The following is a 16,990-nucleotide window of genomic DNA, read 5'->3' as shown; positions in this document are numbered from 1 at the left end:
ACGGCATCGCGCGAGCCCGCAGGCGCGCTCGCCGTCAGCGCGGCGAGCGATCGAAACCGCGGTAGCGGTCGAAACGACGCAGGCGCCGCCGCAACAACCAGGCGTAGGCGCAGGCATAGCCGAGCAGCAACGCGGCGGCGGCCAGCAGGCTGGCGTGGCTCATCCAGCCCTGCGTCGGCCAGGCCGCGCCATCGACGAGGCTGCGCCAGCCCTGCCACAGCCCGGCGCCGATGCGCACCGCCACCAGCGCGGTCAGGCCCAACACCAACCATAGGTTCGGCGTGTAGTGCAGGCCGTGCGGCAGCGGTTCGAAGCGGGTGACGCCGATGCCGAGCGCACCCAACAGCACGCCGCAGCCCCAGCCCGCCAGTGCGTACATAGCGGCGTCCGGCCACCAGTGCCCGGCGATCACGGCAAAGACGAGCAGCACGCCGCTGGACAGCAGCGCCGACCATAGCTGCACCGCGACCAGCCAGCCACGCGCCTGACGCCGCGCAGTACCGACACGAAAGCGCTGCAGCAGCGACAGCGGCAACAGCACCGCGGTCACCGCCAGCGCGATCACGATCGCCAGCGGAATGGCCAGCAGCAGCGGCATGCGCGCAGGCCGATCAGAACGCCGGCAGTACGGCGCCCTGGTACTTGCGCTGGATGAAGGCCTTCACTTCCGGGCTGGTCAGCGCCTTGGCCAGCTTCTGCACGCGCGGATCGTCCTTGTTGTCGGGACGTGCGACCAGGAAGTTCACGTACGGCGAATCCTTGCTCTCGATCGCCAGCGCGTCGCGGGTCGGATTGAGGCCGGCGTCGAGCGCGTAGTTGGTGTTGATCAGCGCCAGGTCGACCTGGTCCAGCACCCGCGGCAGCATCGCCGAATCCAGCTCGCGGAACTTCAGCTGCTTGGGATTGGCGACGATGTCGCGCTGGGTGGACAGCGCATTGCTCGGATCCTTGAGCTTGATGACCCCGGCCTTGTCCAGCAGGATCAGCGCGCGGCTGTTGTTGCTGGGGTCGTTGGGGATCACCACGTCGGCGCCCTGCGGCAGCGCGTCCAGCGACTTGTAGCGGCGCGAATAGGCGCCGAACGGCTCGATGTGCACGCCGACCACGGTGACCAGGTCGCTCTTGCGGTCGCGGTTGTAGGCCTGCAGGTAGGGCTCGGTCTGGAAGTAGTTCACGTCGATCTGCTTCTGCACCACCTGGTCGTTGGGCTGCACGTAGTCGTTGAACACGCGCACGTCCAGGGTCAGCCCCTGCTGCTCCAGCATCGGCTTGACCACCTCCAGGATCTCGGCGTGCGGCACCGCGGTGGCGGCGACGCTGAGGTGGTCGCCGGCGGCGCCGGCATCGGGCTTGCCGCAGCCGCCGAGCACGAGCACGGCGCTGGCGAGCAGGAGGCGGAACGGGAATCGGGTCATGGCAGGTATCCGGAGAAACGGGGGGAGTGGAGGAGCGCGACCCGCGGCCGCGATGCGTGCACGCTAGCAGACGGCCGTGCAGGCGGGGCGATCCATGCGCGCAGGAGCGGTTTCAGCCGCGACCGCTCACCGGTCGGGGTCGCGGCTGAAGCCGCTGCTACCGCGGTACGCAGGACATCAGCGCCGGCTGTAGTGCGCGACCAGGCGGTCGCCGAGCATCTGCAGCGCCTGCACCAGCAGCAACAGGATCACCACCGTCACCAGGGCCACGTCGGCGTGCGAGCGCTGGTAGCCGTCGCGGTAGGCCAGGTCGCCGAGGCCGCCGGAGCCGATCGCGCCGCCCATCGCGGTGAAGCCGATCAGGGCGATGGTGGTCACCGTGGCGCCGGCGATCAGCCCAGGCCGCGCTTCCGGCAGCAGCACCCGCGTCACCAGTTGCCAGGTGGTCGCACCCATCGCCAGGCTGGCCTCGACCACGCCGCGGTCCACTTCGCGCAGCGCGGTCTCCACCAGCCGCGCGTAGAACGGCGCCGCGCCCACCACCAGCGGCAGGATCGCGCCGCGCACGCCCAGCGAGGTGCCCATCGCCCACAGCGTCAGCGGGATCATCGCGATCATCAGGATGATGAAGGGCACCGAGCGCAGCACGTTGATGACCAGCGCCAGGCCGCCGTACAGCAGCGGCTTCTGGTGGGTCTGGCGCGGGCCGGTGAGGAACAGCAGCACGCCCAGCGGCAGGCCGATCAGCAGGGTCAGCGGCAGCGAGCCGCCGAGCATCAGCAGCGTATCGACGGTGGCGCGGCCGATCTCGCTCCACTTGCCGGCATCGAGATTGCGAAAGAAGCCGGTGGCGGCGGTGGCGAACGGACTCATCGGCGCAGCTCCTGCACATGCACGCCGGCCGCGACGAATTCGGCCTGCGCCGCATCCATGTCGCCGCCGACCAGGGCCACGGTCAGCTGGCCGTAGGGGGTGTCCTTGATCCGGTCGATGCGCCCGGACAGGATGTTGTAGTCCACCGCGGTGGCGCGGGCGATGCGCCCGAGCAGCGGCGCGTAGGTGTCGGCGCCGAGGAAGGTCAGCCGCAGGATGCGGCCGTCCACCGCAGCGAGGTCGCGGTACAACTCGCCCTCGTCGACGTGCTCGGCTTCGGAGACGAAGCGCTTGGTGGTCGGATGCTGCGGATGCAGGAACACTTCGGTGACCGGCCCGCTCTCGACCAGGTGCCCGGCATCGAGCACCGCCACGCGATCGCAGACGCGGCGGATCACTTCCATCTCGTGGGTGATCAGCACGATGGTCAGGCCCAGCTCGCGGTTGATCTGTGCCAGCAGCGCCAGCACCGAGGCGGTGGTCTGCGGGTCCAGCGCACTGGTAGCCTCGTCGCACAGCAGGATCCGCGGGCGCGTGGCCAGGGCGCGGGCGATGCCGACGCGCTGCTTCTGCCCGCCCGACAGCTGCGCCGGGTACTTGTCCGCATGCGCGGCCAGCCCGACCCGCTCCAACAGTTCGGCCACGCGCGCGTCGATCTCCGCGCGCGGCGTGCCGGCCAGTTCCAGCGGGAACGCGACGTTGCCGGCGACCGTGCGCGAGGACAGCAGGTTGAAGTGCTGGAAGATCATGCCCACGCGCTGGCGCAGCGTGCGCAGCCCGGCACGGTCCAGCGCGGTGACGTCCTCGCCGTCGATGATCAGGCGACCGCCGCTGGGTTCCTCGAGCCGGTTGATCAGCCGGATCAGGGTCGACTTGCCGGCGCCGGAATGGCCGATGATGCCGAACACCTCGCCGGCCTCGATGCGCAGGTCGAGCGGATGCAGCGCCACGACCGGCTGGCCGGCGACGGAATAGGACTTGTGCAGGCGCTCGAACTGGATCAACGCGCGGGACCGGCAGCGACAGGGGGCGCAAAGCCTAGCAGGCCGAGATGGCGTGCGTTATTCCATTCGATTCTAACGTGCGCGCACATCGCGGGGCCTAGGGCCGCGCCTGCGGCGGCGGATGCGCCACCGCGCGGACCCGCTCGCGATGCAGCAGGTACAGGCCGCTGGCGACGATGATCGCCCCGCCCACCCAGGTCCAGGCATCGGGCAGCTTGCGCCACAGCAGCCAGTCCCACGGAATCACCCACAGCAGGCCGCTGTACTCCAGCGGCGCGACCAGCGAGGCGTCGCCGCGGCGGAACGCCTGGGTCAGCGCCACCTGGCCCAGCGCCCCGGCCAGGCCCATGCCGGCGATCCAGCCGGCGTCGGCCGGGCGCAGCGGGGTCCACTCCGGCAACGCCAGCGCACCGGCGCCCAGCGCCATGATCAGCAGGAACCACACCACCAGCGACTGCGAGGTGTCGGTGCGCGCCAGCAGGCTGACCAGCACCGAGGCCACCGCGTACGCGATGGCCGCCAGCAGTACCATCAACCCCGGCAACGAGACGAACCCGTCCATACCGGGGCGCAGCACCACCAGCACGCCGACCAGGCCGACGCCGATCGCCGCCCAGCGCCGCGGGCCCACGTATTCGCCCAGTAGCGGCACCGACAGGGCGGCCACCAGCAGCGGTGCGACGAAATAGATGGTGTAGGCGGTGGACAGCGGCAGGCTGCGCAAGGCCCAGGCGAAGCAGCCGATCATGGCGATGCCGAGCACGCCGCGCAGCAGGTGCAAACCCCAGCGCACCGGCCAGATCGCGCGCGGCCCGGCGCTGGCCAGCACCCACACCAGCACGAACGGCAGCGAGGCACCGCCACGCAGCGCCGCGACCTGCAGCGCCGGATAGTGCGTGCTCAGCTGCTTCATCGACGCATCCATCAGCGAAAAGAACGCGACCGCGGCGATCATCCACGCAGCGGCGGCGGCATTGGAACGGGAACTGGGCATCGGCGCATTATCGCCGCGATCGGCGACGTGCGTGGTGCGGGGGACATCGCGTCGGGACTGAAGTCCCTCCCACATGAAGCGGTATCGGCCGATAGGCTGGCTGGAGCCATGTGGGAGGGACTTCAGTCCCGACGCGCGGTCCCAACCGACGCACGGCATTGCGCACATGCACGTCCCCACGCAGCGCCCGCACGTTCTACGATAGGCATCTTTGCCGAGGACTTGCCCATGCCTTCCTTCGATATCGTGTCCGAAGTCGACAAGCACGAACTGACCAATGCCGTCGATCAGGCCAACCGCGAGCTGTCGACGCGCTTCGACTTCAAGGGCGTGGACGCCAAGTTCGCGCTCGACGACCAGGTCATCACGCAATCGGCGCCCAGCGATTTCCAGGTCAAGCAGATGACCGACATCCTGCGCGCACGCCTGCTGGCGCGCGGCATCGACGTGCGCTGCCTGGAATTCGGCGACCTGGAGACCAACCTGGGCGGCGCGCGGCAGAAGATCACCGTCAAGCAGGGCATCGAACAGAAGCTGGGCAAGAAGATCGTCGCCACGCTTAAGGAAGCCAAGCTCAAGGTGGAAGCGCAGATCAACGGCGACAAGCTACGGGTCAGCGGCAAGAAGCGCGACGACCTGCAGGACGCGATCGCGCTGCTGAAGAAGAGCGATTTCGAGCTGCCGCTGCAGTTCGACAATTTCCGCGACTGAGGCCGCCGCGCAAACGCCTCGCGCGCCCTCGCCATGCCGGTGCGAGGGTGCAGGACGACCACCGCGTGGCGATGGATCGCCTTGCACTCGATCACACGATGCCGTCGCCGTGGTGCGTGGGTGTACGTAGGCGCTCGAAGCCTAGCACCGCAGTTGCGGGCTAGGCGCCCTCGGTGACGCCCGCGGCCAGCATCCGCCGCCCTTGCGCCACGTCGGCCTCCAGGTCGTGCTCCCAGATCCAGTCGAAGCGCTGCGCCAGCGTCTGCGCCAGCCGCGTATCGTCGGCACCGGCCTGCCGATCGCGCAGCTCGTACAGCTCGCCGGCCTCGCGCGAGGTGCGCTGCACGCGGCAGGCGCGCGGCAGGCGCAAGCGCTCGTAGACCTGCAGCAGGGCCGGCAGATCGCCGCGCGTCAGGCCAGGCGTGGCCAACAACTGCGCCAGCAGATAGGCGTCCTCCAGCCCCTGCCCGGCGCCGGCGCCCTGGTGCGGCAGCATCGCGTGCGCGGCATCGCCGATCAGCGCCAGCCGCCGGTGCACGTAGCCAGGCAGCTCGGCCAGATCGTGCAGCGCCCAGTGCGTGGGCGTGTCGATGCACTCCAGCAGCGTACGCGCGGCCTCGCCCCAGTGCGCGAACGCCTCCAGCATCTCGCGACGGCTGGCTTCGCGCACCCAGGCCTGGCCAGCGCGCCATTGCGGCGCCGGCTCGCTGCGGTCGGAGACGAAGGCGACCACGTTGATCAGCCGGCCCTGCTTCACCGGGAAGGTGAGGATGTGCGCGTCCAGGCCCAGCAACATCTGCGGCACGTCGACCAGGTGCGCGTCCACGGCGCGGGCGGCGAAGGCGGCGCGCAGCCGCGCGGCGTCGATCAGGCCGCGATAGGCGCAGGTGCCGGTGAAACGCGGTTCCGCCGGCGCGTGGCCGAGCGCGCGCAGCACCTCGCCGCGCAAGGCGGACTTGATGCCGTCGGCGGCGATCAGCACATCGCCCTCGTACTGGCTGCCGTCGGCGAAGCGCACGCGCGCCACGTCGGCGTCCTGCTCCACGGCGACCGCGCGTTTGCCGAACCTGGCCAGCCCGAACGGCAGGCGGGTGGCCAACGCGTCGAGGAAGTCGGCGCGGTGCACCGACGACTGGCCGACGCCGTACGCCAGGGTCTGCCCCAGCAGCCGCGCGTCCTCGCCGCGGCGCCATTCGAACCAGACGTCCTGCCATGGAGCGGGGGTGCGGTCGGCGAGTTCGGCATAGGGCTCGCCCATGCCCAGGCCGGCCAGCGCGCGTACCGCGTTGGGGCCGAACGAGACGCCGGCGCCGATTTCGCCGAAGGCCGGCGCCGATTCGAACAGTTGCACGTCGAGATGGCGGTGCCGGCACAGGCCCAGGGCCAGACCGACGCCGGCGATGCCGCCGCCGACGATGCCGATGCGCAGGGGGGATGCAGGATTCATCTGGAGTCTCCGGTGGGGAAGGTCAGTCGCGGCCGGCCAGCAGGATTTTCTCGGCCAGCAGCGCAGGCGCGCTAAAGCACACTTCGTGGCTGCCCGGCAGGCTGACCAGACGATAGGCGCCCAGGCGCGCGCTCAGCCGCGGATGCCAGCCGTACTCGCCCGGCGGCAGTGCCACATCGTCGGTGGCATAGAGCCAGCTGCGCGGGATCTGCAGCTCGTGGAAGCGCTTGAGCGGTACCGCGTCGAAATGGCTGCGCGCCGGGGTCGGGCTCAACTGCGCGTACGCCTGCTGCGCCTGCGCCAGGTCGGCGTCGCCGATGAAGCCGTCGCGCCAGATCGGAAACGGCAGCATGATGCCGCCGTCGGCATCGACCGCGTTCTTCCACAGCGCCTGGTAGTGCGGCGGCAACAGGTCGAACAGCGCCTCGCCGTCGCGCAGCACGAAGGCGTTGTGGAAGATCAGCCGCTTGCAGCGCTCCGGCTCCTCCTCGGCCAGGCGTTGCACGATGCTGCCGCCCCAGCTGTGGCCGAGCACGACCAGGTCGCGCAGGTCGTGGCGGCGCACGTAGTCCACCACCGAGGCCACGCAATCGGCGTGCGAGACGCGCTTGTCGGCGCCCACGCCATGCCCGGCGATGGTCGGAGCGTGCACCTGCACGCCGTGCGCGCGCAGATGGGCGGCGACGCCGTCCCAGGCGTGGCCGTCGTGCCAGGAACCGTGCAGCAACAGATAGGTTTGCATGGGGTCGTCTCCGTGTGGCTCAGCGGAAGGTCCAGCCGAGGCCGAAAGTGAGATAGGTGAGGTCGCGGGTCCCGGCCTGCACGCCGCCGCTGGCGACCGAACCGCCCGGTGCGTGGGTGACGCTGCCGGTCAGCGACAGCTGCGGCGACAGCCGCCAGGTCGCGCCAAGCGCGTAGTGGCGGTACTGCGCCAACGGCGCCAGCACCGCGAGTTGCGCCTGGCTGTCGGGGATCAGCTGGCTGGCGCGCGAGTAACCAAGCCGCAGCGACCAGGCATCGTTGAGGCGGTAATCGGCGCCGAACCGGAACACGCGCTGGCTGTGCCAGCCGAAGCCGGGGCCGTCCGCGTCGCCGAGTGCGCCGCCCTGGTCGATGCGGTTGCCGTAGGCACGCTCGCCGGACCAGTCGATCCATAGCCAGTCGGCGGCCAGGGTCAGCCCCGCCTTGGGCTGCCAGGCCAGGCCGGCACCGGCCTGCTGCGGCAGATCCAGGCGGCCTTCCGGCAACAACCCGCGGTAGCGCTGCAGGCGGCCGAAGCGGATGCGGCTGGACCAGGTAATGCCGGCGTTCAACCCCGGCGCCAACTGGCCGTACCAGCCCAGCGCCACCCCATAGCCGTACGCGGCGTCGGCCCCGGCCGACTGGAAGCCGATGCCCTCCAGCCCGGCGATGTGCAGGCGCTGATAGGCCAGCCGTGGAGAGACGCCCAGGTACTGCTGCTCGCCCACGCGCCACGCCAGGGTCGGCGCCAGCACCACCTGCTGCAGCTTGGACAGCGTGTCGTGGCTGCCGTACACCGGTGCACCGTAGTCGAGCGCCACGCCATGGCCGAACACCGACACGCCCAGGCTCAGGTCGTCGTTGAGTTGGCGGTTGTAGCCGGCGGTCGGCACCGGGATCAGCGCATCGTCCTTGTAGCGCGCCGTGCCGACCTGGCTGCGCACCGGCGCCGAGATCAGGGTCAGGTCGGCATCGACGCGGTCGCCGACCGCGCCCATGCCGGCCGGGTTGTTGGCCGACGCCGCCGCGTCCAGCGGCAGGGCGATCGACGTGCCGGCCAGCCCCTGGGTCTGCGCGCCGTAGCCGGGCAAGGCGACGCCATTGTTGGCGGCGGCACCGCCGGAAACCGCCGCCACGGTCCACAGCAGCGTGGTCCAGCGTGGCGCGCCCTGTCGTTGCGCCCTGCGGCGCGTTGGATGTGCGAACTGCTGCATGATCGGGCCCTCCCTCCGAGCCGATGCGTGGATGCGGCCGCCGGCCGGCGGCGCGCAGGGATCCGTACCGCCACCGGAAGCGGCGGCAGCGGGATGCCAGGAACTGAAGACGGCGTTGTCGCTGCGCCGCGGCCGCCACGTCGCCGCAACGTCGCCGTGGCGCGAACTCGGCTAGGCGGCGGCGCGGCGCCGCGCCGGATTGGCCTGGTTGTCGACGCCGTCGACCAGCGGGGTCAGGTGGAAATCGAAGGCGATCTCGGCGAACGGGCCGTCCACACCGTTGGCAGCGATGCTGGCCGGGTCGCTGTGCTCGACGATCGCCGGCACCAGGCCATCACGGGTGGCGTAGGCGAAGTCGTCGTCGACCAACGGGTCGCCGGCGATGTTGATCTGCGTGGTCAGCTTGCGATGGCCGTCGGCACCGATGAAGAAGTGGATGTGCGCCGGGCGCTGGCCATGCCGGCCGAGCGCGAACAGCAGGCGTTCGGTCGGACTGCCTGGCGGCACACCGTAGCCCTTGGGCACGATGCTCTGGAAGCGATAGCGGCCTTGGGCATCGGCGATGATGGTGCGGCGCATGTTGAACGGCGCCTGCTTGCCGGTCGGATCGAAGTGCGAATAGAAGCCACGCGTGTCGCAGTGCCAGACCTCGACGCTGGCGCCGGGCAGCGGGCGGCCGTCGGCGCCGTACACGGTGCCGTGCATGACCAGGGTCTGGCCGTTTTCGTCGCTGCCGTCGTCGAGCCGGGCGACGCCGTGCGCCACCGGCGCGCCGGCCACGTACAGCGGCCCTTCGATGGTCCGCGGGGTCGGATTGTCGATGCCCAACTGCGTGTCGATGGCATCCAGGCGCAGGTCCAGGAAGTGGTCCAGGCCCAGCCCGGGCGAAATCAGTCCGGCCTGCCCGACCGCGCCGAGGTCGTTGAGCCAGGCGATCGCCGCCCAGTACTCGTCCGGCGTGATCTCCAACTCGTCGATGCTGCGAAACAGATCCGAGAGCACGCGGTGCACGATCTGCTTCACCCGCGGCGCGCCGCCCGGCATGTCCAGCCCGCTGACCTGGCGCAGGAACGCCTGCACATCGGGGGTGGCGAAGATCTTGACGCTCATGGTGATGCCCTTCCTTTCTCGTGGTGGCGATGGCGGCCGAGACACGTCCCCTCCCGAGGGAGCGTCCGCAGCGGAACTAGCGATCGTCCTCGTGCAGCGACGAGGGGTGGCGGCACAGCGGGGTGACCGCGATGCGCATGTAGGGGAACAGCGGCAGCGACAGCAGCAGCGCGTGCAGTTCGGCGTTGTCGGCCACGTCGAAGATGCTGACGTTGGCGTACTGCCCGACCACCCGCCAGATGTGCCGCCACCGGCCATCGTGCTGCAGCGCCTGGAAACGCGCCTTTTCGTCGCGCTTGAGCTGCTCGGCGCGCTCGGGCGGCATGTCGGCGGGCAGGTTCACATCCATGGTCACGTGGAACAGCATGGTCAGTCCTCCGCGGTGGCGCTGACCGCCACCACGCTGCGGCCGCGATCGCGGCGGAAGGCCTGCACCTGCGCCTCGTCCAGCGCGATACCCAGGCCGGGGCCGGTGGGCAGCTGCAGATGGAAATCGGCGTAGCGCAGCGGCTCGGTCAGCAGGTGCTCGGTGAGCAGCAGCGGCCCGAACAGTTCGGTGCCCCACTGCAGTTGCGGGAAGGTGGCGAACACCTGCGCCGAGGCAATGGTGCCGATCGGCCCTTCCAGCATGGTGCCGCCGTACAGGCCGATGCCGGCCGCCTCGGCGATGGCAGCGACCTTCTGCGCGGCGATCGGCCCGCCGGACGGCTCGATCTTCACTGCGAACACGTCGGCCGCCGGCGCCCGCGCGGCCAGGAACGCGCTCTCCGGCCCGGCCAGGATCTCGTCGGCCATCAACGCCAGCGGGAAGCGCTGCATCAGCCGCTGCATCGCCTCGCGCGAGGCCACAGGCTGCTCGACCAGCTCGCAGCCGGCATCGGCCAGTGCCGGCAGCGCGCGCACCGCCTCGGCCTCGCTCCAGGCCATGTTGACGTCGACCCGCACCGCGGCACGCGCACCCAGCGCACGCTTGATTGCGGCCACGTGGGCGATGTCCTCGGCCGGTGGCCGCGCGCCGATCTTCAGCTTGAACACCTGGTGCCGGCGCAGGTCCAGCAGTTGCTCGGCCTCGGCGATGTCGCGCGCGGTGTCGCCGGAGGCCAGCGTCCAGGCCACCGGCAGGCGCTCGCGCAGGCGCCCGCCCAACAACTCGGACAGCGGCAGCCCGACGCGCTTGCCCTGCGCGTCCAGCAGCGCGGTCTCCACGGCGCACTTGGCGAAGTGATTGCCCTTGACCTGCTTGCCGATGTGCTGCATCAGCGCCTGCACGCCGGTGGCGTCGGCGCCGGCCAGCAGCGGCGCCAGGTAGCGGTCGATTGCCAGCTTCATGCCTTCCGGACTTTCCGCGCCGTAGGCCAGGCCGCCGATGGTGGTGCCTTCGCCCAGGCCGACCACGCCATCGGAGCAGTGCAGGCGCACCAGCATCAGGGTCTGCCCCTGCATGGTCGCCACCGACAGGCGGTGCGGGCGGATGGTCGGCAGGTCGAGCAGCAGGGTCTCGACGCGTTCGACGGTGGGGGCGGTACGGCGGGTGGGAGTCGGCAACGGGTCCATGCGGCCCACACTGCGCCGGCCGCGTGGCCACGTCCAAGACTCTCTCAGTCTCGCTCCATACCTTTTTGGTATGTTCTTGGCACAATCCGCATGGTTGCTGACTTTACCGCAGCGCAACATACCTCCAACGAACACAAATTCCGATGGACCTGCGCCAACTCCGCTACTTCGTCGCCGTCGCCCGCGAGCGCAACTTCACCCGCGCCGCCGAGCTGCTGCACATCGCGCAGCCGCCATTGAGCCGACAGATCCAGCAGTTGGAGGAGCAACTGGGCACACGCCTGATCGTGCGCAGCAGCCGCCCGCTGCGGCTGACCGACGCCGGCAAGCTGTTCTACGAAGAAGCGCTGCAGGTACTGGGCCGGGTCGAGCAGATGCAGGATGCCGCGCGCCGGCTCGGCCGCAGCGAGCAGCGGGTGTTCGCCATCGGCTTCGTCGCGTCCGCGCTGTACGGCGGCCTGCCCATGCTGGTGCGGCGGCTGCGCCAGCAGCGCCCGGAGCTGGACATCCGCCTGCTGGAACTGATGTCCGGCGAGCAGATCGAGGCGTTGAAGACCGGCCGCATCGACCTGGGCGTGGGCCGCATCCGTCACGACGACGAGATGGTGGAGCGGTTCGTGCTACGCGAGGAACGTCTGGTGGTCGCGCTGCCGATGGAGCATCCGCTGGCCGCGTCCAACGCCCCACTGGCGCCGGACGCGCTGAATGCGCAGCGCCTGATCGTCTACCCCAACCAGCCGCGGCCGAGCTTTGCCGACCAGGTGCTGTCACTGCTGCGCGACCGCGGCATCCGCCCGCTGGCGGTGCAGGAGGTGCGCGAACTGCAGACCGCGCTGGGCCTGGTCGCTGCCGAGATGGGCCTGTGCGTCATCCCGGCCTCGGTGCGGGTGCTGCGTCGCGACCTGCACTACCGCCTGCTCGACGACGCCCACGCCACCTCGCCGATCATCCTCAGCCATCGCCGCAACGACAGTTCCGACCTGCTGCCGCTGATCAAGCAGCTGATTCGCCAGATGTACGCGGAAACGCCGGCGTGGCTGGACACCGCCTACAATCGCCTGCACCTTCCCTAGGCGATTTCCGCGACCGATGCACGACGAGACTCCTGGCGACGCGCCCGACTACCTGGGCGACACCCGCCGCTGGCTGGAACGCGCCGTGATCGGCCTGAACCTGTGCCCCTTCGCCAAGGCGGTGCACGTCAAGCAGCAGATCCGCTACGTGCTCAGCGATGCGAGCACGCCGGAGGCGCTGCTCGAACAGTTGGCCGAGGAACTGGTGCTGTTGCGCGACACCCCGGCCGAGCAGATCGACACCACGCTGATCGTGCATCCGGACGTGCTGCAGGATTTCCTCGACTACAACGACTTCCTCGACAACGCCGACGCCGCGGTCGAGGCGCTGGACCTGCAGGGCGTGCTGCAGGTGGCCAGCTTCCATCCGCAGTACCAGTTCGCCGGCACCGCGCCGGACGACATCGGCAACTACACCAACCGCGCGCCCTACCCCACCCTGCACCTGCTGCGCGAGGACAGCGTGGAACGCGCAGTAGCAGCGTTCCCGGACGCGGACGTGATCGTCGAGCGCAATCTGCAGACCCTGGAGAAGCTAGGGCTGGAGGGCTGGAAGCGGGCGCTTGACAGCCGGGATTAGGCATTCGGGATTCGGGATTCGTAAAAGCGGGATTCGCCGCGGTGCGAGGAGCATCGCGCCTTTGCCACTCCCGAATCCCCAATCCCTAATCCCCGCCCTCGAACAACACCGCCACGTCCGCCGCCTCCAGCACCCGCCACTGTCCTGAGGGCAGATCGCCCAGCGCGAAACCGCCGATGCGGCAGCGGTGCAGCGCCGCCACGTGGTTGCCGACGGCGGCGAACATGCGCCGCACCTGGTGGTAGCGGCCTTCGTGCAGGGCGACACGCACCTGCCGCGGCCCCAGCGTCTCCAGTTCCACCGGCAGCAGCGGCGTGGTCTCGCCGTCGAGCAGCAGCGTGCCGCTGGCAAATTGCGCCGCTTCGTCGCCGCGCAGGTCCTCGGCCAGGGTGGCCTCGTAGACCTTGGCCAGCCGCGCCTTCGGCGAGACGATGCGATGCAGCAGCGCGCCGTCGTCGGTCATCAGCAGCAGGCCGCTGGTGTCGCGGTCCAGCCGCCCGACGGTGGACAGCAACGGCGAACGCAGGCGGAAGCGCGGCGGCAGCAGGTCGTAGACGATGCGCCCCGGATCCTTGGTCGAGCAGGTGTAGCCGACCGGCTTGTGCAGCGCCAGGATCAGCCCGGGCGGCGGATCCAGCGCTTCGCCGTCGACCCGGATCGCCGCGTGCGGCACCTGGTCGTCGGCATACAGCACCTCGCCCTCGGCGTCGGTGATGCGGCCCTCGCGGAACATCAGCGCCACCTGCTTGCGGCTACCGTAGCCCAGGTTGGCCAGGTGCTTGACCAGTTTCATCGGCGCGCTCCGGCGCGGCTGCGCACTGCGTGGATCAGCTTGAAGCCGTCGCGGGTGGCGAGCACCTCGGTTTCGCCGAAACTGGCGTCGAGCACCGCCTCGTAGGGCAGATGCCGGTTGGCGACCAGGAACAGCCGCCCGCCGGGCGCCAGCGCCTGCGCCGCCACCGCGATGAAGCGCCGGCCGATGTCCGGCCGTTCCATCCGTCCTGGTGCATGGAACGGGGGATTGCTGACGATGACGTCGTACTGCCCGGGCAATCCGGTGGTCACGTCGTGCCAGTGGAAGCCCAGGGTGACCGCAGCCGGCGCCGGCGCCAGGTTGGCGCGCGCCAGCGCCAGCGCGCGCGCGTCGGCCTCGAACAGATCCAGCGCGGTCAGTTGCGGGCAGCGCGCCAGCAGTTCGGCCGACAGGTAGCCGTAGCCGGCGCCGAGATCGGCGGCGCGGCCGCGCAGGTCGGCGGGCAGGTGCTCGGCCAGCAGCGCCGAGGCCGGGTCGATGCGGTCCCAGGCGAACACGCCCGGGCGGCTACGGAAGCGCCCATCCAGGATCGGCCGCACCGCGTCCAGCTTGACCCAGCGCTGCTGCAGCGCGGTGTCGTGGCCGCCCTGCAGCGGCGCGGTCCAGTACACCCGGCAGTGATGCTTGGTCAGCTTGCCGCCGAGGCCGGCCAGTTGCTGCAGATCGTCCTCGCCGGAGCGCGCGCCCTCGTTGTTGGCCTGGCAGGCCACCACCACGCCGCCCGGCGCAGCCAGCGCCACTGCGCGCGCCAGCAACGCCCGCGCTTCCTCGCGCTGGCGCGGCGGCAACACCAGCACCAGCGCGTAGCCGCCGGCATCGGTATCCCCGTCCTGCTCGGCGCGCACCGTCCAGCCGCCTTGCTGCAGCGCGCTGGCGAAGGGTCGGTAATCCTGTTCGCAGACCAGGTGCGCCGGCTGCGCGTGCTGGCGCAGCGCCCAGCCGTCGCGGGCGCGCAGGAACAGCACCTTGCCAGCAGGCCAGCGCAGCACGCCCTGGGCAAAGGGCAGGAACAGGGTCTCGAGGGGGGCGTCTTGCGCAGCCGGCATCGGGCGTGGTCGTCGGAACAGGGACGCGCATTCTACCGGCAGCCGGCGGCGGGCCCGGTTTTGCGCGAATCCAACGCATCATTGATGTTTCGGCAACATCGCCGCGCCTAGGCTGCAAGGCACCCAATGACTGGAGAGGCAGCATGCGCGCAGTGTTCATCGGCGGCGTCGTCGACAACAGCGAAGTGGATCTGGATGGCAGCCAGCCGCCGTTGCACTACCCGGAGAACACCGGCACCGGGCGCCCGCGCTACCGCCTGCACCAGCGTGGCGCACGCGACGACGGCAGCGTGGTCTACGCCGTCTACGCCGCGCCGGAACTGGGCGACAGCGAAGTGCAGCGTGTGTTCGACGAACGCGGCTACGCCCGCCGTTTCGGCGTGGAGCCGGCGCCGGTGGGGCACTGACGCCAGGCGGTTGGCGTCGTCCTTCCGAATTTGATGTGTAGGAGCGGCTTCAGCCGCGATGGGCGTTCCCGAGAAAGCCTGTCGCGGCTGAAGCCGCTCCTACGAGTGCTATGAGTGCATCCGTATCCTGTTCGAAGCACAGAGGGATGCGGAATACCTGGGTTATGTGCCGCACCGCGGGACAGGACTTTCGTAGGAGCGGCTTCAGCCGCGACGGGATTCAAAAATCCCCCGACTGAAGCCGCTCTTACGACCGACAACGCCTGCCGTCACTTGCCCGGCTTCGGCGTCACCCGCCACACCACGTTGCCAACGTCGTCGGCGACCAGCAGCGCGCCGGGCTTGTCCACCGCCACGCCGACCGGGCGGCCCTGCGCGCGGCCTTCGGCGTCGAGGAAGCCGGTCAGCACGTCCAGCGGCTTGCCGCTGGGCTTGCCGTCGACGAAGGGGACGTAGATCACCTTGTAGCCGGAGGGCGGGTTGCGGTTCCAGGAACCGTGCTGGCCGATGAAGGCGCCGCCGCGGTAGGTCGGCGGCAGCAGTGCGCCCTCGTAGAAGGCTAGGCCGAGCGAGGCGGTGTGCGGGCCCAGCGCATAGTCGGGCTTGATGGCGCTGGCCACCATCTCCGCGTTCTGCGGCTGCACCCGCTCGTCCACATGCTGCCCGTAGTAGCTGTATGGCCAGCCGTAGAAGCCGCCCTCGCGCACCGAGGTCAGGTAATCGGGCACCAGGTCGCTGCCGAGTTCGTCGCGTTCGTTGACCACGGTCCACAGCGTGTCGGTGCCGGGCTGCCAGGCCAGGCCCACCGGATTACGCAGGCCGCTGGCAAACACGCGGGTGGCGCCGCTGGCCGCGTCCACTTCCAGGATCGCGGCGCGGTTGAGTTCCTGGTCCATGCCGTTCTCGGCGACATTGCTGTTGGAGCCGACGCCCACGTACAGCTTCTTGCCGTCGCGGCTGGCCAGCAGGCTCTTGGTCCAGTGGTGGTTGATGCCGCCGGGCAGGTTGGCGACGAAGCTGGGTGCGGCGGTGATCTGGGTGTCGCCGTCCTTGTACGGGAAGCTGACCAGGGCATCGGCATTGGCCACGTACAGGCGGTCGCCGACCAGGGCCATGCCGAACGGCGAATACAGGCCCTTGAGGAACTGCGTGCGCACCTCGGCGACGCCGTCGCCGTCGGCATCGCGCAGCAGGGTGATGCGGTTGGCGCTGGGCACGCTGGCGCCGGCCTTGGACATCATCGCGCCCTGGATCTTGTCGCGCAGGCCGCTGCTCTCCTTTTCCGGGGCGGGCGGCTCGGCGGTTTCGGCGACCAGCACATCGCCATTGGGCAGCACGTACAGCCAGCGCGGATGATCGAGGTCGCGGGCGAAGGCCTGCACTGCCAGATCCGCGGCCGGCACCGGCGCGGCGCCATCAGCCCAACGCTTGACCTCGGCGACCTTGACCGTGGGGATCATGCGCTTGACCGGATCGGGCAGCACCGGATCCGGCCCCATGCCGTCCTCGATGGCGTGCTTGGCGGTATCGCCGCAGGCGGCGAGCAGGGCGGCACTCAGTGCACACAACACCCAACGGGCACGAATCTGCGAAGACATGGCCATGCGTCTTGGATATCCGGGAACACGGGGGAACGCCGATGATGCCCAGCCATGGCTTGGAAAAAGTGAAAGATGCGTCAAGAGGCGGCGTCGCGCGGATCGACATCCCAGGGCCGTGGGGGAAGCTGACGTACGCTGCGGATCTGGTCCAGCCACAGATAGCGATGCTTGGCCGGGTCGTCGAGGTCGTCGATGCGCACCTGCGCATTGCTGCCCTCTTTGCCCTCGGCGTCGCGGAACTGCTGGATGCTGGGGCGTACCGACACGGTGCCGAAGCACACGCTGCCATCGTGCAATTCGATGCGCACATGCGCCTGCCCGGGCAGTTGCAGGATCAACGCTTCCAGCGCCTGGATCTGCGCCTGGTCGGTGTGGACACGCTCGGTAAACTGGGTCATCGGCGGAC

General features: G+C 70.0%; 19 protein-coding genes. 4 read left to right on the top strand and 15 right to left on the bottom strand.

Features of this window, described 5'->3' with window-relative positions; genetic code table 11:
- Positions 1–34 precede the first annotated feature (34 nt).
- The 5 genes from RAB71_RS03225 to RAB71_RS03205 form a co-directional block, all read right to left on the bottom strand.
- Positions 35–598 (bottom strand): hypothetical protein, encoded by a 564-nt coding sequence (locus RAB71_RS03225; RefSeq protein ID WP_010343281.1) that lies wholly within the window; start codon positions 596–598, stop codon positions 35–37.
- Between the two features lie 13 nt (positions 599–611).
- Positions 612–1,415, bottom strand: coding sequence for a MetQ/NlpA family ABC transporter substrate-binding protein (locus tag RAB71_RS03220; RefSeq protein WP_010343280.1), 804 nt, complete (start codon positions 1,413–1,415; stop codon positions 612–614).
- 177 nt (positions 1,416–1,592) lie between these two features.
- Complete coding sequence (locus RAB71_RS03215; RefSeq protein ID WP_010343279.1) at positions 1,593–2,288, bottom strand: methionine ABC transporter permease; 696 nt, start codon at positions 2,286–2,288, stop codon at positions 1,593–1,595.
- Positions 2,285–3,292, bottom strand: a complete 1,008-nt coding sequence (locus tag RAB71_RS03210) for a methionine ABC transporter ATP-binding protein (protein ID WP_010343278.1) — start codon at positions 3,290–3,292, stop codon at positions 2,285–2,287. The genes RAB71_RS03215 and RAB71_RS03210 overlap by 4 nt, the downstream gene beginning before the upstream one ends.
- A gap of 97 nt (positions 3,293–3,389) precedes the next feature.
- Positions 3,390–4,286, bottom strand: a complete 897-nt coding sequence (locus RAB71_RS03205; protein WP_010343277.1) for a DMT family transporter — start codon at positions 4,284–4,286, stop codon at positions 3,390–3,392.
- 228 nt (positions 4,287–4,514) lie between these two features.
- Here RAB71_RS03205 and RAB71_RS03200 point away from each other — a divergent pair, with 228 nt between their 5' ends.
- Positions 4,515–4,997: a YajQ family cyclic di-GMP-binding protein gene (locus tag RAB71_RS03200; protein ID WP_010343276.1), complete on the top strand. Its 483-nt coding sequence runs from the start codon at positions 4,515–4,517 to the stop codon at positions 4,995–4,997.
- Positions 4,998–5,157: 160 nt separating this feature from the next.
- Here RAB71_RS03200 and salA read toward each other — a convergent pair whose 3' ends face one another.
- The 6 genes from salA to RAB71_RS03170 form a co-directional block, all read right to left on the bottom strand.
- Complete coding sequence (gene salA, locus RAB71_RS03195) at positions 5,158–6,444, bottom strand: salicylate 1-monooxygenase (RefSeq protein ID WP_010343275.1); 1,287 nt, start codon at positions 6,442–6,444, stop codon at positions 5,158–5,160.
- Positions 6,445–6,466: 22 nt separating this feature from the next.
- Positions 6,467–7,186, bottom strand: coding sequence for an alpha/beta fold hydrolase (locus RAB71_RS03190; RefSeq protein ID WP_010343274.1), 720 nt, complete (start codon positions 7,184–7,186; stop codon positions 6,467–6,469).
- A 19-nt stretch (positions 7,187–7,205) separates the two neighbouring features.
- Entirely contained in the window at positions 7,206–8,399 is a 1,194-nt protein-coding gene (locus RAB71_RS03185; RefSeq protein WP_010343273.1) for an OmpP1/FadL family transporter, read from the bottom strand.
- A 171-nt stretch (positions 8,400–8,570) separates the two neighbouring features.
- Positions 8,571–9,509, bottom strand: a complete 939-nt coding sequence (catA, locus tag RAB71_RS03180) for a catechol 1,2-dioxygenase (protein ID WP_010343272.1) — start codon at positions 9,507–9,509, stop codon at positions 8,571–8,573.
- A 76-nt stretch (positions 9,510–9,585) separates the two neighbouring features.
- Complete coding sequence (gene catC / locus RAB71_RS03175; RefSeq protein ID WP_010343271.1) at positions 9,586–9,876, bottom strand: muconolactone Delta-isomerase; 291 nt, start codon at positions 9,874–9,876, stop codon at positions 9,586–9,588.
- A 2-nt stretch (positions 9,877–9,878) separates the two neighbouring features.
- A complete protein-coding gene (locus tag RAB71_RS03170; RefSeq protein ID WP_029562127.1) occupies positions 9,879–11,054 on the bottom strand; it encodes a muconate/chloromuconate family cycloisomerase in 1,176 nt (391 codons plus the stop codon).
- 152 nt (positions 11,055–11,206) lie between these two features.
- Here RAB71_RS03170 and RAB71_RS03165 point away from each other — a divergent pair, with 152 nt between their 5' ends.
- Complete coding sequence (locus RAB71_RS03165) at positions 11,207–12,136, top strand: LysR family transcriptional regulator (RefSeq protein ID WP_010343269.1); 930 nt, start codon at positions 11,207–11,209, stop codon at positions 12,134–12,136.
- 16 nt (positions 12,137–12,152) lie between these two features.
- Complete coding sequence (locus tag RAB71_RS03160) at positions 12,153–12,716, top strand: DUF1415 domain-containing protein (RefSeq protein ID WP_010343268.1); 564 nt, start codon at positions 12,153–12,155, stop codon at positions 12,714–12,716.
- 85 nt (positions 12,717–12,801) lie between these two features.
- Here the strand turns inward: RAB71_RS03160 and RAB71_RS03155 are convergent, their stop codons facing one another.
- Together RAB71_RS03155 and RAB71_RS03150 are read right to left on the bottom strand one after the other, a co-directional pair.
- Entirely contained in the window at positions 12,802–13,509 is a 708-nt protein-coding gene (locus RAB71_RS03155; RefSeq protein WP_010343267.1) for a pseudouridine synthase, read from the bottom strand.
- The gene (locus RAB71_RS03150; RefSeq protein ID WP_010343266.1) at positions 13,506–14,576 is read right to left on the bottom strand and encodes a class I SAM-dependent methyltransferase; all 1,071 of its coding nucleotides are present in this window, start codon (positions 14,574–14,576) and stop codon (positions 13,506–13,508) included. The genes RAB71_RS03155 and RAB71_RS03150 overlap by 4 nt, the downstream gene beginning before the upstream one ends.
- 143 nt (positions 14,577–14,719) lie before the next feature.
- Between RAB71_RS03150 and RAB71_RS03145 the strand changes: the two genes are divergently transcribed.
- Positions 14,720–14,983 (top strand): hypothetical protein, encoded by a 264-nt coding sequence (locus RAB71_RS03145; protein ID WP_010343265.1) that lies wholly within the window; start codon positions 14,720–14,722, stop codon positions 14,981–14,983.
- A 269-nt stretch (positions 14,984–15,252) separates the two neighbouring features.
- Here RAB71_RS03145 and RAB71_RS03140 read toward each other — a convergent pair whose 3' ends face one another.
- Positions 15,253–16,587: a sorbosone dehydrogenase family protein gene (locus tag RAB71_RS03140; RefSeq protein ID WP_010343264.1), complete on the bottom strand. Its 1,335-nt coding sequence runs from the start codon at positions 16,585–16,587 to the stop codon at positions 15,253–15,255.
- Between the two features lie 74 nt (positions 16,588–16,661).
- Positions 16,662–16,982 carry a DUF3247 family protein gene (locus tag RAB71_RS03135; protein ID WP_010343263.1) on the bottom strand — a complete coding sequence of 107 codons (321 nt, stop codon included), beginning with the start codon at positions 16,980–16,982 and terminating at the stop codon, positions 16,662–16,664.
- Between the last annotated feature and the right edge of the window lie 8 nt (positions 16,983–16,990).

The sequence above is a fragment of the Xanthomonas sacchari genome, from assembly GCF_040529065.1.
Classification (GTDB): Bacteria; Pseudomonadota; Gammaproteobacteria; order Xanthomonadales; family Xanthomonadaceae; genus Xanthomonas_A; species Xanthomonas_A sacchari.
The sequence above is the reverse complement of the archived record's forward strand: the minus strand, read 5'-3'. Positions and strand labels throughout refer to the sequence as shown.

Coding starts and splice junctions, on each gene's coding strand:
- RAB71_RS03225 (WP_010343281.1), bottom strand. CDS start 598: ATGCCGCTGCTGCTGGCCATTCCGCTGGCGATCGTGATCGCGCTGGCG.
- RAB71_RS03220 (WP_010343280.1), bottom strand. CDS start 1,415: ATGACCCGATTCCCGTTCCGCCTCCTGCTCGCCAGCGCCGTGCTCGTG.
- RAB71_RS03215 (WP_010343279.1), bottom strand. CDS start 2,288: ATGAGTCCGTTCGCCACCGCCGCCACCGGCTTCTTTCGCAATCTCGAT.
- RAB71_RS03205 (WP_010343277.1), bottom strand. CDS start 4,286: ATGCCCAGTTCCCGTTCCAATGCCGCCGCCGCTGCGTGGATGATCGCC.
- RAB71_RS03200 (WP_010343276.1), top strand. CDS start 4,515: ATGCCTTCCTTCGATATCGTGTCCGAAGTCGACAAGCACGAACTGACC.
- salA (WP_010343275.1), bottom strand. CDS start 6,444: ATGAATCCTGCATCCCCCCTGCGCATCGGCATCGTCGGCGGCGGCATC.
- RAB71_RS03190 (WP_010343274.1), bottom strand. CDS start 7,186: ATGCAAACCTATCTGTTGCTGCACGGTTCCTGGCACGACGGCCACGCC.
- RAB71_RS03185 (WP_010343273.1), bottom strand. CDS start 8,399: ATGCAGCAGTTCGCACATCCAACGCGCCGCAGGGCGCAACGACAGGGC.
- catA (WP_010343272.1), bottom strand. CDS start 9,509: ATGAGCGTCAAGATCTTCGCCACCCCCGATGTGCAGGCGTTCCTGCGC.
- catC (WP_010343271.1), bottom strand. CDS start 9,876: ATGCTGTTCCACGTGACCATGGATGTGAACCTGCCCGCCGACATGCCG.
- RAB71_RS03165 (WP_010343269.1), top strand. CDS start 11,207: ATGGACCTGCGCCAACTCCGCTACTTCGTCGCCGTCGCCCGCGAGCGC.
- RAB71_RS03160 (WP_010343268.1), top strand. CDS start 12,153: ATGCACGACGAGACTCCTGGCGACGCGCCCGACTACCTGGGCGACACC.
- RAB71_RS03155 (WP_010343267.1), bottom strand. CDS start 13,509: ATGAAACTGGTCAAGCACCTGGCCAACCTGGGCTACGGTAGCCGCAAG.
- RAB71_RS03150 (WP_010343266.1), bottom strand. CDS start 14,576: ATGCCGGCTGCGCAAGACGCCCCCCTCGAGACCCTGTTCCTGCCCTTT.
- RAB71_RS03145 (WP_010343265.1), top strand. CDS start 14,720: ATGCGCGCAGTGTTCATCGGCGGCGTCGTCGACAACAGCGAAGTGGAT.
- RAB71_RS03140 (WP_010343264.1), bottom strand. CDS start 16,587: ATGGCCATGTCTTCGCAGATTCGTGCCCGTTGGGTGTTGTGTGCACTG.
- RAB71_RS03135 (WP_010343263.1), bottom strand. CDS start 16,982: ATGACCCAGTTTACCGAGCGTGTCCACACCGACCAGGCGCAGATCCAG.